This is a genomic window from Cellulosimicrobium sp. SL-1 (assembly GCF_011033075.1).
GTDB classification, from domain to species: domain Bacteria; phylum Actinomycetota; class Actinomycetes; order Actinomycetales; family Cellulomonadaceae; genus Cellulosimicrobium; species Cellulosimicrobium funkei.
The window spans coordinates 131,752-145,811 of record NZ_JAACJC010000002.1; the positions used below are offsets into that span (position 1 = coordinate 131,752).

Sequence of the window (14,060 nt, forward strand, 5' to 3'; positions counted from 1 at the left end):
TCGCTGCGCAGCCAACCCCCTCGTCGAGCACGACGTTGCTGTCGCCCTCGGGGCGAGAACGACAGCAACGTCGTGCTCGACGGCGGGCAGGGTCGTGCTCGACGGCGGCTGGTCGGCGGGCCGGGGGTCAGCGCGTCGGCGGGTCAGCCGCGGCCGGCGGCGCGCAGCGCGGCGGCCTCGAGGTCCGGCGGGAGCCCGACGGCGGGGCGGTCCGCGCGCTGCGGCGTCGTCTCTCCCGTGGCGTCGAGGGCGCGGAGCCACGCCCACGTGTCGCGCACCGTCTCGCGCACGTCGCGCGTGCGCAGGCCGAGCGTCGCCGCGCGCGACGTGTCGGATCCGTGGAGCGCGTCGTGCAGCTCGCCCGGCGGCAGCCAGACCGGGAGCTGGGTCCACGGCTCGATCCCGGCCGCGAGGACGGCCTCCGGCTCGACCCACACGAGCTCGGCGGGCGGGTTGCCCACTGCTGCCGCGTCGGCGGCGGTCGCCTCGACGCACGCGGCGAGCAGCTCGCCCATGGTCGTGTGCCCGGACGCGCTGACGACGTCGACCGGCCCGGAGGCGCCCGCGAGCGCCACGTCGAGCGCGAACGCCGCGAGGTCGCGTGCGTCGACGTACTGCAGCGGCAGGTCGGCGGGCCCGGGGGCGAGCACCGGGCCGCCGCGCGCGACGCGCCGCAGCCACCACGGCAGGCGGCCGACGTTCTCCCGCGGCCCGAGGATGAGGCCCGCGCGCAGCAGGATCGCCCGGTCGCCGAGCGCGTCGGTCACGGCGATCTCCGCGCCGCGCTTGGCGCGGGCGTAGTCGTCGGAGGTCGTGTCGTCCGGGTCGCCGTCGACGAGCTCCGACGTCTCGTCGGCCCCGCGCGGCCGCGGGAACGGGTACACCGAGCGCGACGACACGTAGACGTACCGGTCGTCGCCCGGCACCCGGCCGGCGAGGAGCCGGGCGGCGTCGCGCGCCGCCGCGGGCGCCCAGGACCACGTGTCGACGACGACGTCCCACTTCTGCGGGACGTCGTCCGCGCGCAGCGCGTCCAGGCCGTCCGGCCGGGTGCGGTCGCCCACGAGCTGCCGGACGCCGTCGGGCACGGGCGTGGTGCCCCGGTTGAGGACGGTGACGTCCCAGCCGCGGGCGAGGGCGTCGTCGACGACGGCGCGCCCCACGAAGTCGGAACCGCCGAGCACGAGGAGTCGGGTCATGGGCCCACTGTGGCGCGCCGTCGGTCCGCTTGCAGCCCGTTGCGCCGCCCGCAGACGCCCGCCGAAGACCCGAGGGGTGAGCAGTCAGTCCGGGTCGGTCGGGTCCAGGGGAGCCTCGGGGTCGAGGTTGACGACGCCGCGACGCCAGTAGCCGCGGACGGCGAGCTGGTCGGGCCGCGCACCGGAGCCGCGCAGCGCCCGGCGGACCGCGACGAGGTCGGTCGCCTCGCCCGCGGCGAACACGTACTCGTCGGCGTCGAGCGGGCCGAGCGCGCGGACGGCCTCGACAAGCTGCCCCGGCCCGTCGGTGCGGTAGAGGAGCTCGGTCGTCGCGCGCCCGAGCTCGTCCTCGACGAACGCCTCGTCGACGTCGTCGCCGATCTCCACGATCGCGGTCACGGGCACGTCGGCCCCGACCGCCTCCACCCAGCGCGCGAGCGCCGGCAGGCCCGTCTCGTCCCCGACGAGCAGGAGCCGCCCGACGCCGTCCGGCACGGCGCGGCTCGTCGTCGGGCCGGCGAGCACGACCTCGTCGCCCACCGCCGCCCGTGCGGCCCACGCCGAGGCCGGGCCACCCTCGCCCGTGGGCGGCGCACCCGGGTCGGTGCCGCCGTGGAGCACCCAGTCGACGTCGACCTCGGGAACCCCGTCGACGGTCCGCGTCGCCCGGACGGTCAGCTCGCGCGAGATCGACACAACGCCTGCCGGGCGCTGGAGGGCGCCGTCGTCGGTGAGCGTCGGGGCGTGCAGGACGCCGGTGGCCGGGTCCGGGAGGAACACCTTGACGTGGTCGTCGGGGCCGGGCGCGCGCAGCGTCGCGAGCGAGGCGTCGCCCGGGGCGGCGTCGCGGAAGGTGAGGCGGCGCAGCGCGCCGGACGTCTCCCGGACGGCGTGCACGCGGACGCGGCGCGGGACGAGGTCGAGGCGGGTCACGGGTCGGGAGAACACCGCCCCATTCTGCGCCGAGCACGACGTCGCCGTCGTCATCGGTCGGATGACGACGGCGACGTCGTGGTCGAGCGCGCGGTACCCCGTTCTCGACGGTCGCGGGCGTCAGGCGAAGAAGACCCGGAGGTCGGCGACGACGTCGAGCGGGACCTCGAGCGCCGCGTAGTGACCGCCGCGCGGGTGCTCGGACCAGTGCTCGATCCGGGCGTTGTCGCGCTCGGCGAACGCGCGGATCGTCTGGAAGTCGTCGGCGAAGACGGCCACGCCGATCCGGCCCCGGCTCACGACCGGCTCGGCGCCCGAGCGCTGCTCCGCGTAGTGGTAGCGCGCGGCGGTCGCGTAGGAGTTGGTCAGCCAGTAGAGCGTCGCCTGGGCGAGCACCTGGTCGGCGCTCACGAGGCTCGTCCCGTTGCCGAAGCTCTCGAACAGCTCGTGGTAGGCGAGGACGGCGACGGGCGAGTCGGCGAGGCCCGCGGCCATCGTCTGCGGCCTCGACGCGTTCATCGAGTTGTAGGCACCCACCGACTGGAACCACTGGAGGTGCCCGAGCGCGGCGAACTCCTTCTCGCCGAAGCCGTCCATCTCGCCGGGAGCGCCCGACGGGAAGGAGAAGAGCTGGAGCACGTGGGCGCCGAGGAAGCCCTCGGGGTCGAGGACCGCGAGCTCGCGGCCGACCATCGCGCCGCCGTCGCTGCCGTGGATCCCGTAGGAGTCGTACCCGAGGTCGCGCATGAGGACGTCGTAGGCGCGGGCGACGCGCGCCATCGTCCAGTCCGTGTCCCCGACGACGGGCGTCGAGAATCCGAAGCCCGGCATGGAGGGGATGACGAGGTGGAACGCGTCCTCGGGCCGGCCGCCGTGGGCGACGGGGTCGACGAGCGGGTCGATCATGTCGAGGAAGTCGAGGAACGAGCCCGGGTAGGTGTGCGCGAGCAGCAGCGGCGTCGCGTCGTCGTGCCGGGAGCGCACGTGGAGGTAGTGGATCGGCTGGCCGTCGATCTCGGTGCGGAAGCCCGGGTACGCGTTGACCCGGTCCTCGACGGCCCTCCAGTCGAAGTTCGTCCAGCGCCCGACCATGTCGCGCAGGTAGGACTCGGGCGTGCCGTAGTCCCAGGAGTCCCCGGGGGCGGCGGGCGCGAACCGGGTCCGTCCGAGGCGCGACCGGAGGTCGTCGAGGTCGGCCTGCGGGACGGCGACGGAGAACGGGCGGTGCTCGAGGGACGGGGAGAGGTGCGACGCGGTCATGGTGGTCTCCTCGGTCGGGCGGGGCCTCGTGCCCTGCTCTGCTCCCGACTCTAGGAAGGGTTCAGGAACGCTTCCTTCCGTTATTCTGGCTGTGCTCCGAGAAGTTCTCCCGCGTCGTCCGTCGACCCCAGGAGGGACCCGTGGCCTCCACCTCGGCCCGCATGCTCGCGCTGCTCGGCCTGCTCCAGTCGCGCCCCGACTGGTCGGGCGCCGAGCTCGCCGAGCGCCTCAACGTCAGCGACCGCACGGTCCGCAACGACGTCGCCCGCCTGCGCGAGCTCGGCTACCCCGTCGACGCGGTGCGCGGCCCGGGCGGCCGGTACCGGCTCGGCGCCGGGGCGCGGCTGCCCCCGCTCCTGCTCGACGACGCCGAGGCCGTCGCGGTCGCCGTCGGGCTGCGGGCCGCGACCGGCACGGCGGGCTTCGAGGAGTCCGGGGCGTCCGCGCTCGCCAAGCTGGAGCAGGTCATGCCGGACCGCCTGCGCCGTCGTCTCGCCGCGCTCCGGTCCGCGAGCGCCGCCGGCCCCGCGAACACGGACTCGAACGTCGAGGACCCGGTCGTCGACCCGGACACGCTCACCGCCCTGGCCGACGCCGTGCGCGACCACCAGGGCCTGCGCTGCTTCTACCGCGACGAGCCGCTCGAGCTCGAGCCCTACCGCCTCGTCGCGTGGCAGCGCCGCTGGTTCCTCGTGGCCCGCGACCCGGCGACGGGCGCGTGGGCCCCCTACCGCGTCGACTGGCTCGTGCTGCGCGTGCCGGGTGGGCGGCGGTTCGCGCCGGTGGACTTCCCCGGCGACCTGACCGACTTCGTCGTGCGCGAGGTCGCGCGCGCCGGCTGGGCCGTGCACGCCCGGATCGTCGTCGACGCGCCCGCCGACGAGGTGCTGCGGCGCATCAACCCGACGGTCGGCACGGTCGAGCCGCTCGCCGACGACCGCTGCGTCCTCGTCACCGGCGGCGACAGCGTCGAGGTCGTCGCGGTGTGGGTCGGGATGCTGGGCCTCGACTTCCACGTGACGGAACCGCAGGCCCTCGTCGACCACGTGCGCACCCTGGCCACCCGCTACGCCCGCGCAACCCCGCCGTGACCCACCCCACCCCCGCTCCCCTCCCCCCTCCCCCCGACCGGCATCGAACACGGGGTTGGAGACCTGTTCTCGACGAGAACGGTCGCTGATCCCGTGCTCGGCGCCAGTGGGCACCGTTCGGTCAGCACCCCGGAGCAATGAAGTTGCGAGAGGTTGAGAGAATGGACCGTCGTGAGTACCGAGCCCGCAGCGAACCAGCCTGACGCGCGCCCTCCCCAGCGGGACGGCGCCGCCGAGGGCACCCCGCGCGAGGGCCGCCGACGCCGCGGGAACCGCCGCGGGCGCGGTCGGGGCGAGCGGGCGGCGTCGGGCACCTCGACGACCACGGAGCCGACGCGTCGCGGGCGGGGCGCGCGGACGACGTCGGGCCCGCGGCAGGTGAGCCGCGCGCAGCTCGACCGGGCCGCGCAGGCACGCGAGAACGTGACGGTCCCGCCCATCACGTACCCCGAGCAGCTTCCCGTCAGCGCCCGACGCGCGGACATCGCCGCCGCGATCCGCGACCACCAGGTCGTCATCGTGGCGGGCGAGACGGGCTCCGGGAAGACGACGCAGCTCCCCAAGATCGCGCTCGAGCTCGGCCGAGGCCGCTCGGGTCAGGTCGGGCACACGCAGCCCCGCCGCATCGCCGCGCGCACGGTCGCCGAGCGCATCGCGGAGGAGCTCGGCACGGAGCTGGGCGGCGTGGTCGGGTACCAGGTGCGGTTCACCGACACCTCCAGCGAGGACACGCTCGTCAAGGTCATGACGGACGGCATCCTGCTCGCGCAGATCCAGCGCGACCCGGAGCTGCTCGCCTACGACACGATCATCGTCGACGAGGCGCACGAGCGGTCCCTCAACATCGACTTCCTGCTCGGCTACCTCGCGCGGCTCCTGCCGCGCCGCCCCGACCTCAAGCTGATCATCACGTCGGCGACGATCGACTCCGAGCGCTTCGCGCAGCACTTCTCCCCCGCGCACCTCGCGCAGCTCGGCGGCGCGCCGGAGTACGTGGTCGACGCGCTGCCCGACGCCGCGCCCGTCGTCGAGGTGTCCGGCCGCACCTACCCGGTCGAGATCCGGTACCGGCCGCTGTCCCCCGACGTCGACCCCGGCGCCTCCACCGGCAGCGGCACGAAGGCGAAGGGACGCGCGGGCGCCGAGGAGAAGGACCTCGTGACCGGCATCGTCGACGCGTGCGACGAGCTCATGCGCGAGGGACCGGGCGACATCCTCGTGTTCCTCTCCGGCGAGCGCGAGATCCACGACGCCGCCGACGCGCTCACCGGCCACCTCAAGGACCGCGTCACCGACCCGAAGCACCCGCAGCGCGTCGAGATCCTGCCGCTGTACGCGCGGCTGTCGTCGGCCGAGCAGCACCGCGTGTTCCAGGCGCACTCCTCGCGGCGCATCGTGCTCGCGACGAACGTCGCCGAGACGTCGCTCACCGTGCCCGGGATCCACTACGTCGTCGACCCCGGCACGGCCCGCATCTCGCGCTACTCCAAGGCGACCAAGGTCCAGCGCCTGCCCATCGAGCCCGTCTCGCAGGCGAGCGCGAACCAGCGCTCCGGCCGCTCCGGGCGCGTCGCCGACGGCATCGCGGTGCGCCTCTACTCCGAGGACGACTTCCTCTCCCGGCCCGAGTTCACCGAGCCGGAGATCCTGCGCACCTCCCTCGCGTCGGTGCTGCTCCAGATGATCTCCGTCGGCGTCGTCGAGACCCCCGACGAGGTCGCGCGCTTCCCGTTCGTCGAGCCCCCGGACACGCGCGCCGTGCGCGACGGCGTCCAGCTCCTCACCGAGCTCGGCGCCCTCGCCACGTCCGACGGCGTCACGCGCCTCACCGAGGTCGGGCGCGTCCTCGCGCAGCTCCCCATGGACCCGCGCCTCGCCCGCATGATCTGGGAGGGCTCGAGGCTCGGCGTCGCGCGCGAGGTCGCGATCATCGCCGCCGTCATGTCGATCCAGGACCCGCGCGAGCGCCCCGCCGAGGTCCGCGCCCAGGCCGACCAGGCGCACGCGCGCTTCACCGACCCGCACTCCGACTTCCTCACCTACCTGAACGTCTGGGAGTACGTCCGCGAGCAGCAGCACGAGCTCTCGTCGTCGGCCTTCCGCCGCCTGTGCAAGGCCGAGTACCTCAACTTCCTGCGCATCCGCGAGTGGCAGGACGTCGTCGCCCAGCTCCGCGAGATGTCCAAGCCCCTGGGCATCGACATGTCGTACCGCCCCCGCGCGCGTCACGGGTCGGGCGCCGCGGGGGACGCGGCGTCGACGCCCGGGCGCCGAGCAGGACGAGCGGTGGGGGCGGCGTCGGATGCGAGAGAGCGTCAAGCCGCGCTCGTGAACTTCCGGCCGGACGACCAGGGCGACGGCGCGGCAGCTCCGAGCACCGACGCCGCCCCCACCGCGGACGCCACCCCCGACACCCAGCCCTACAAGCGCGCCTGGGACGGCGACACGATCCACAAGGCGCTCCTGTCCGGCCTGCTGTCGCAGATCGGGATGCAGGACACGGGCGAGGTGAAGGCGTCGTCGGTCGCGCACCTCAAGGGCGAGGCTCGCGCCAAGGCGCTGCGGCGCGCGCAGAAGCAGGCCCGCAACGAGTACACCGGCGCGCGCGGCGCGCGGTTCGCGATCTTCCCCGGCTCGCCGCTGAGCAAGAAGCCGCCGGCCTGGATCATGGCGGGCGAGCTCGTCGAGACGTCGCGGCTGTGGGCGCGCGACGTCGCCCGGATTCAGCCCGAGTGGGCCGAGGACCTCGCGGGCGACCTCGCGCGGCGCACGTACTCCGAGCCGCACTGGTCGACCAAGCGCGGCGCGGCGATCGCGACCGAGAAGGTGCTGCTGTACGGCGTGCCGATCGTCGCGGACCGCAAGGTCCTCTACGCGAAGGTCGACCCCGAGGCCGCGCGCGAGATGTTCGTGCGGCACGCGCTCGTGCAGGGCGAGTGGACGACGCACCACCGGTTCTTCCACGACAACCGCAAGCTCCTCGCCGAGGCGGAGGAGCTCGAGGCGCGCTCGCGCCAGCGCGGGCTCGTCGTCGACGACGACGTGCTGTTCGACTTCTACGACGAGCGCGTGCCCGACGACGTCGTGTCCGCCGCGCACTTCGACCGCTGGTGGAAGACGGCGCAGCGCCGCGACCCCGACCTGCTCACCTTCACGCTGGAACAGCTCGTGCCCGACGCCGAGCAGGTCGACACGTCGCAGTTCCCGGAGACCTGGCCGCAGGGCGAGCTGACGCTCCCGCTCACCTACCAGTTCCAGCCCGGGACCGAGGCCGACGGCGTGACCGTGCACGTCCCGATCTCCGTGCTCAACCGCGTCGTCCCCGACGGGTTCGACTGGATGGTGCCGGGCCTGCTCGACGAGCTCGCCACGGCGACGATCCGCTCGCTGCCCAAACCGGTCCGCGTCCAGCTCGTGCCGGCACCGGACGTCGCGCGCGACGTCGTCGCCTGGCTCCGCGAGCACACGCCCGCCTGGGAGGACATGGCTCGCGCGGGCGACATGGCCGAGCCGTTCCACGTCGCGTTCACGCGCGCCGTCCGGGCGCTGCGCGACGTCGTCATCCCCGACGACGCGTGGGGCCCCGAGCAGGAGGCGCGCCTGCCCGCGCACCTGCGCATGACGTTCCGGGTCGAGGACACCCGCGGGCGCGTCGGCTCCGTCGTGCTCGACGAGTCGAAGGACCTCGTCGCGCTCCAGCGCCGTCTCGCGGCACAGAACCAGGCGGCGGTGCGGGCAGCGGTCAAGGGCGCGGTGGGTGCTGCTCTGCGCGAGGCGGCGTCGGGTTCCGTCGGCGCGGGGTCGGGTGCGGCGGCGGAGGGGGCGTCGGTGCTCGGGCTACCATCCGCGCCGCTCGTTCCTCACGGCGCTCCCGCCAGGCCCGCCACGCCCTTCGCATCCGACGCCCCCTCCCCCGCCTCTGCGTCCGGCTCACCCGGGACAGGTGCAGGACGATCGGGCGGCGCGTCGTCGGGTGCGACGGGCGTCCAGGCCGCGCGCGGCCACGGACGGCCGACCGCACCAGGTGACGGCGCGACCGGCCCGAGCACCGACGGCACACCGCCCGCGGGCTCGACCACGAGCCTGGTGAGCGAACGCACCGACCTGACCACCTGGCCCGACGACCTCACCGACGGGCGGCTGCCCGCGACGGTGTCGACCGACCTCGGGGGTGGGGTCGTGGTGCGCGGGTATCCGGCGGTCGTCGAGGAGCAGGACGCGAAGGGGAAGCCGGTCGTCGCGCTGCGCGTGCTGGCCGACGCGACCGCGCAGGCGCGGGAGCACGCGCGGGGTGTGCGGCGTCTGCTGCTGACCGAGACGGCGCTCCAGACCGGGCGCATCACGAGCCGGTGGAACGGCACGCAGTCGCTCACGTTGGCGGCTAGCCCGTACCGGAACACGGACGCGCTCGTCGCGGACCTGCAGCTCGCCGCGGTGATCGCGCTGACGAGCGGGGGCAGCGGGCAGCCGGACGCGGCGACGGTCCGCGACGCCGAGGCCTACGCGGCCGCGCGCACGTTCGTCCGCGCGCACCTGGAGGAGCACGTGCACCAGGTGGTCGGGCACGTGGTCGCCGCGCTCACCGCGTCGCGCACCCTCGACGCGGAGATCCGCGCGTCGAACAGCCTCGCGCTGCTCAACACGCTCACCGACCTGCGCGACCAGGCCGCGGGTCTGATCCACGACGGCTTCGTCTCGCAGACCCCGCCCCGACGCCTGCCGCACCTGACGCGCTACCTGCGGGCGGCGTCGTACCGGTTGGAGAAGGCGCAGTCGAACCCGAACCGCGACGCCGAGCTCGCGTGGCGCGTGCACGACGTCGAGGACGCCTACCAGCGCGCCCGTGCCGCGTACGCCCAGGGCCCGGCCGACCCGGTCCGCGCCGCCGACCTGGCCGAGGTGCGGTGGCTGATCGAGGAGCTACGCGTGTCGCTGTTCGCGCAGCAGCTCGGCACCGACGGCCCGGTGAGCGAGAAGCGCATCCGCAAGCTCCTCACGCCCGACGGCTGGTGACGCGCGGCGCGGGAACCCACGGTCACGCTCGTGAAGAACGGGCGCTCGTGCCGCGCCGTCAGCAGACGTCGTAGGCGTAGCCCGGCTCGTCCGGGCCGACGAGGTCGCGGTCGCGCAGGACGGTGAGCGGGGCGCGGTCGTCGCGGGCGCAGACGTCGTCGAAGGTCAGGCCGGCGTCGGCGAGCGCGTCGGGGTACTCGACCTCGAGCACGTGGTCGCCGTAGACGTCGGTGTACGCGGCGCACTCGTCGAAGATCGCGCACTCCTCGGTGACGGCGAGGTCGAAGCCGAGGTCGTCGTGCGCGACGGTCGCGATCTCCGCCGCGTTCTTCTGCGCGACGGCGAGCCCGGCGTCGTGCGCGAGGTCGACGTACGCGCGGGCGAGGGCGTGGGCGCCGTCCTCGTCGATGGCGTCGAACCGCGTCCAGGTGTCGAGGTTGTCGAGCTCGACGGCGTCGAAGCCCTCGTCGGCGCAGCCCGTGACGACGGGCCCGAGGATCGCGAGGATGCCGTCGCGCTGCTCGGGCGTGGAGGGGTCGAGGACGTGCTCGTCCGGCCAGTCGGGGTCGACGACGAGCGTCCCGTCGGCGTCGTGCAGGAGCAGGTCCTCGTGACCGTCGAGCCACTGGTCGGCCTCTCCCGGCTGGGTCTGGAAGCCGTTGACGTAGCAGACCGAGTACGCGCCCGGCAGCGGTGCGGCGGTCGCGTCCCGCACGACGACGTCCGGCCGCACGGGCCCGTCCCCCGCGTCGACCTCGTCGTACGCGGCGCCGAGCTGGTAGTCGAGCACACCGTCGGTGGGCGGCAGGGCGGGCGTCTTCGCCCGGGCAGAGGCCGCGGGCGCCGGCGGCGCGGGGGCGGCGCACGACCCGGTCCCGAGCACGACGACGCCCGCCGCGACCGCCACCACGGCGCGGTGCGCGCGCCGTCGGGCAGCAGGCCCTCGCGCTCTCGCTCGTCGCACCGCGACTCCCCCGCCCTCGTCCCGCGGCCTCCCCGACGGCGGCCGCTGTGCCGACCGTACGCGGCCGGCGGGCGCTCGCGGCAGTCGTCCGCCACTCCCGCCGGGATGTGGGCGTGCGCACCGTCACACCTGCGAGGGCGACAAAGACCGCTGCGATGACTTGGAATAAGACCCATCGACCACACCCGTCGCCGTTCTCGGCGGCTCGGCTGCAAGGGGCACACCATGACACGAGTCGTCGTCAGCGGGTACGGGGCGGTGACCCCGGTCGGGCGCACCGCCCCCGACACGTGGGAGGCGCTGCTGCGCGGGGAGCCGGGCGTGCGGGCGATCGACGACGACTGGGCGGCCGAGCTGCCCGTGCGCATCGCCGCGCGCGTCGACGACGCCTTCGCCGAGGCGCTGTCCGTCCGGGAGCGGCGCCGCACCGACCGGGCGGAGCAGCTCACGCTCGTCGCGGGCCGGGAGGCGTGGGCGTCCGCCGGGTCGCCCGACGTCGACCCGACGCGTCTCGCCGTCGTCGTCGGCTCCGCGAACGGCGGGATCGCGACGACGCTCGACCAGTCGCGCGTCCTGCACGAGCAGGGCCACCGGCGCGTCTCCCCGCACACCGTGACCATGCTCATGGCCAACGGCCCGGCAGCGTGGCTGTCGATCGACCTCGGCGCCAAGGCCGGCGCGCGCGCCCCGATCAGCGCGTGCGCGGCGGGCTCGGAGGCGATCACGATGGGCCGCGAGATGATCCTCGCCGGCTCGGCGGACCTCGTCGTGTGCGGGGGCGTCGAGGCGGGCGTCCAGCCGTTCTCGCTCGCGGCCTTCGCCGCGGCCCGTGCGATGTCGACCCGCAACGACGAGCCGGAGCGCGCGTCCCGGCCGTTCGACGTGGACCGGGACGGGTTCGTCATGGGCGAGGGCTCGACGCTCCTCGTGCTCGAGCGCGAGGACCACGCCCGGGCCCGCGGGGCGGTCGTGCACGGCGTCGTCTCGGGTGCGGCCCTGACGTCGGACGCGTTCGACATCGTCGGCGGCGACCCCGAGAACCAGGCCCGCACCATCACGATGGCGCTGCGCTCGGCGGGCCTCGCCCCCGAGGACGTCGGGCTCGTGCACGCGCACGCGACGGCGACCCCCGTCGGGGACGTCAACGAGGCGGACGCGCTGCGCGCGGCCCTCGGGATGCCGCCGCCCGTCACGAGCACGAAGGGCGCGACGGGCCACCTCCTCGGCGCGTCGGGCGCGCTGGGCGTCCTCGTCGCGCTCCTCGCCCTGCGCGACGGCCGCGTGCCGCCCACGCTCAACGTCGACACGCTCGACCCCGCGATCGACCTCGACGTCGTCCGGGAGGCGGCCACGACGTCGGCCCGGCACGCGCTCGTCGACGCGTTCGGGTTCGGCGGGCACAGCTCGAGCGTCGTGGTCTCGCGCGACTGACCGGGTCGCCGAGCACGAGGTCGCCGTCGGGAAGGCGGCCAGAACGCCACGGAACCCGTGGTCGACGGCGAGCAACCCCGTCCCCGGGCACGATGGAGCGATGGACCTCGACGCACGCCTCGCCGACATCACGACGCTCGACGTCGACGCGATCGTCAACGCCGCGAACTCGTCCCTGCTGGGCGGCGGCGGGGTGGACGGCGCGATCCACGCCGCGGCCGGGCCGCGGCTCCTGGAGGAGTGCCGTCGGCTCCGGCGCACGACCCTCCCCGACGGCCTGCCCGTGGGCGACGCCGTCGCCACCGACGCCTACGACCTCCCTGCCCGCTGGGTCGTGCACACCGTCGGGCCGAACCGCTACCGCGGCGAGACGGACCCCGCGCTCCTCGCGTCGTGCTTCGCCCGCTCGCTCGACGTCGCGGACGACCTCGGCGCCACGACCGTCGCCTTCCCCGCGATCAGCGCGGGCGCGTACGGCTGGGACGTCGAGGAGGTCGCCCGCGTGGCGGTGGACGCCGTCCGCGGCTGGTCCGCACCCGACCTCTTCGACGAGCCCGCCGGCCCGACGGCGGCCCGGGACCGGGACGGGTCGCGCCCCGGGCCAGGCGTCGCGGCCGTGACGTTCGCCCTCGCGACGCCGCGGGCGCTCGCGGCGTTCCAGGCCGCCCTCGCCCGCTGAGCCCCGACCCGCGGTGTCGCCGCCCCGAGGATCAGGGTCGGGTCGGGGGACCTCCGGATACCGGGGCGCCCGGGACGCTCGTACCGTCGAGGCATGAGCACCTCAGACGCCTCCACCGCCGCGTACCGCCCGACGCTGTCCCGCCCGCGCCACGGCCGGATGATCGCCGGCGTGTGCGCCGGGATCGCCCGCCGGTTCGGCTGGGACCCGACCGTCGTCCGCATCGTCGCCGCGGTCTCGATCCTGCTCCCCGGCCCCCAGGTCATCGCGTACCTGGTCCTGTGGGCCCTCATGCCGAACGACCGCGACTGACCACGGTCCACACGCCGGTCGGGCAAAGCCCCTGACGGTCGTTCGACCGACTCGTCCCGGCGGGCCGGGACGCCTCAGTCGAGCTCGACGACGACGGCGCCGGACGGGTCACGCAGCACGGTGCCCTCAACCCTCACGGTGACTTCCAGCGGGCCCTGCGGCCATCGAGCACTCACCGTGTACGGGGCGGACGCGCGCACCTCCTCCCCGGCCACGAGGGAGAGCGGCTCCGCCTGGGCCCAGACGGCGGACGCCACGTCCACCCCTGCGTACCCGCGGAAGATGCCGTCCGCGACGCTCTGCGGGCAGTCGTCGCCCGTGAGCCCGGCGGCGGTGCACGAGGCGAGCAGCTCGTCGATGCGCGCCTCGGCCTCGGTGGCCACCTCGGAGCGCAGGACCGGGTCGACGTGCAGCATCTGCGAGCGCAGCTCCGCTCCCGGAGGAGGCTGGATCGCGTCCGGGTCCACGGGGAACTCCACCGTGAACGGCTCGCTGTCGCCGCCGTCGGGATCGATCGTCGTGAGGTCCTGCGGCCCGGCGAGCTCGAGGTCGTAGATCCCGGGAAGCAACCGCAGGGGCCCCGACGTCGCGAGGTCGAACGCGCCCGACCCCTCGACCACGATCTCCACCGGGACGCCCGGATGGACGACCGGGAGCCCGTGGTCGGACCAGAGCGCGACCCTCGGCTCCCCTCCGACGGTCTCCGTGCTGATCACGAGGGTGCGCGTCTCCTCCTCGCCGTCGAGCCGGTACTCGACGTCCACCGAGGACTCCGGGCCCGACCCGGTCACGGAGGTGACACGGGCCTCGACGGGGCGCACCGCCTCGGCGTAGACCGCGTCGTCGAGCGCGACCGGGCTGACCACCGACGGATCGCTCAGCAGCTCGCCCGCGCCCGTGGCGTCGCCGTCGACGAGGCGGTCGAAGAAGGTCGTGACCACCTGCTCCGCGGCCCTCTCCTCGGAGCTCTGGAACGAGCACCCCGCCACCGTCAGCGGGACGACCACGGTCGTGAGGCCGGCGGCCCACCGTGCCGCGCGTGACGACGCCCTCACCGGATCTCCGCCCCTGCTCGCGGACGGGCTCCGGAGCCGTCGACGGTGGTCCCGGGCTCGGCGTCGGTCTTCCACGCCCTGCCCCGGAAGGACGACACGCCGGTCGGCGCACTGCACTCCATG

The 14,060-nt window shown here is 75.0% G+C and carries 10 protein-coding genes; 5 read left to right on the plus strand and 5 right to left on the minus strand.

Going from position 1 to position 14,060, the window contains the following annotated elements; translation table 11 throughout:
• Positions 1–143: 143 nt before the first annotated feature.
• The 3 genes from GWJ10_RS03225 to GWJ10_RS03235 all read right to left on the minus strand — a co-directional run bounded on the left by GWJ10_RS03225 (position 144) and on the right by GWJ10_RS03235 (position 3,392).
• Positions 144–1,199 (minus strand): NAD-dependent epimerase/dehydratase family protein, encoded by a 1,056-nt coding sequence (locus tag GWJ10_RS03225; protein ID WP_163185082.1) that lies wholly within the window; start codon positions 1,197–1,199, stop codon positions 144–146.
• An 84-nt stretch (positions 1,200–1,283) separates the two neighbouring features.
• A complete protein-coding gene (locus tag GWJ10_RS03230) occupies positions 1,284–2,147 on the minus strand; it encodes a siderophore-interacting protein (RefSeq protein WP_163185085.1) in 864 nt (287 codons plus the stop codon).
• Between the two features lie 105 nt (positions 2,148–2,252).
• On the minus strand, positions 2,253–3,392 hold the full coding sequence (locus GWJ10_RS03235; protein WP_163185088.1) for an epoxide hydrolase: 1,140 nt from the start codon (positions 3,390–3,392) through the stop codon (positions 2,253–2,255).
• Positions 3,393–3,532: 140 nt separating this feature from the next.
• Here GWJ10_RS03235 and GWJ10_RS03240 point away from each other — a divergent pair, with 140 nt between their 5' ends.
• Entirely contained in the window at positions 3,533–4,483 is a 951-nt protein-coding gene (locus tag GWJ10_RS03240; protein WP_163185091.1) for a WYL domain-containing protein, read from the plus strand.
• Between the two features lie 378 nt (positions 4,484–4,861).
• On the plus strand, positions 4,862–9,496 hold the full coding sequence (gene hrpA, locus GWJ10_RS03245) for an ATP-dependent RNA helicase HrpA (protein ID WP_163185557.1): 4,635 nt from the start codon (positions 4,862–4,864) through the stop codon (positions 9,494–9,496).
• Between the two features lie 58 nt (positions 9,497–9,554).
• Here hrpA and GWJ10_RS03250 read toward each other — a convergent pair whose 3' ends face one another.
• Positions 9,555–10,460 carry an endo alpha-1,4 polygalactosaminidase gene (locus tag GWJ10_RS03250; protein ID WP_241005644.1) on the minus strand — a complete coding sequence of 302 codons (906 nt, stop codon included), beginning with the start codon at positions 10,458–10,460 and terminating at the stop codon, positions 9,555–9,557.
• A gap of 225 nt (positions 10,461–10,685) precedes the next feature.
• Here GWJ10_RS03250 and GWJ10_RS03255 point away from each other — a divergent pair, with 225 nt between their 5' ends.
• The 3 genes from GWJ10_RS03255 to GWJ10_RS03265 all read left to right on the plus strand — a co-directional run bounded on the left by GWJ10_RS03255 (position 10,686) and on the right by GWJ10_RS03265 (position 12,882).
• On the plus strand, positions 10,686–11,891 hold the full coding sequence (locus GWJ10_RS03255) for a beta-ketoacyl-[acyl-carrier-protein] synthase family protein (protein WP_163185094.1): 1,206 nt from the start codon (positions 10,686–10,688) through the stop codon (positions 11,889–11,891).
• 100 nt (positions 11,892–11,991) lie between these two features.
• On the plus strand, positions 11,992–12,570 hold the full coding sequence (locus GWJ10_RS03260; protein ID WP_163185097.1) for an O-acetyl-ADP-ribose deacetylase: 579 nt from the start codon (positions 11,992–11,994) through the stop codon (positions 12,568–12,570).
• A gap of 93 nt (positions 12,571–12,663) precedes the next feature.
• Positions 12,664–12,882: a PspC domain-containing protein gene (locus tag GWJ10_RS03265; RefSeq protein WP_021482897.1), complete on the plus strand. Its 219-nt coding sequence runs from the start codon at positions 12,664–12,666 to the stop codon at positions 12,880–12,882.
• A 74-nt stretch (positions 12,883–12,956) separates the two neighbouring features.
• On the opposite strand, the gene GWJ10_RS03270 is transcribed toward GWJ10_RS03265, so the two are convergent.
• Positions 12,957–13,937 carry a hypothetical protein gene (locus GWJ10_RS03270; RefSeq protein WP_163185100.1) on the minus strand — a complete coding sequence of 327 codons (981 nt, stop codon included), beginning with the start codon at positions 13,935–13,937 and terminating at the stop codon, positions 12,957–12,959.
• Between the last annotated feature and the right edge of the window lie 123 nt (positions 13,938–14,060).

Bases quoted from the DNA above. Each gene is read 5' to 3' on its own strand.
- GWJ10_RS03260 (WP_163185097.1), top strand. From the start codon at position 11,992: ATGGACCTCGACGCACGCCTCGCCGACATCACGACGCTCGACGTCGAC.
- GWJ10_RS03265 (WP_021482897.1), top strand. From the start codon at position 12,664: ATGAGCACCTCAGACGCCTCCACCGCCGCGTACCGCCCGACGCTGTCC.
- GWJ10_RS03225 (WP_163185082.1), bottom strand. From the start codon at position 1,199: ATGACCCGACTCCTCGTGCTCGGCGGTTCCGACTTCGTGGGGCGCGCC.
- GWJ10_RS03235 (WP_163185088.1), bottom strand. From the start codon at position 3,392: ATGACCGCGTCGCACCTCTCCCCGTCCCTCGAGCACCGCCCGTTCTCC.
- GWJ10_RS03255 (WP_163185094.1), top strand. From the start codon at position 10,686: ATGACACGAGTCGTCGTCAGCGGGTACGGGGCGGTGACCCCGGTCGGG.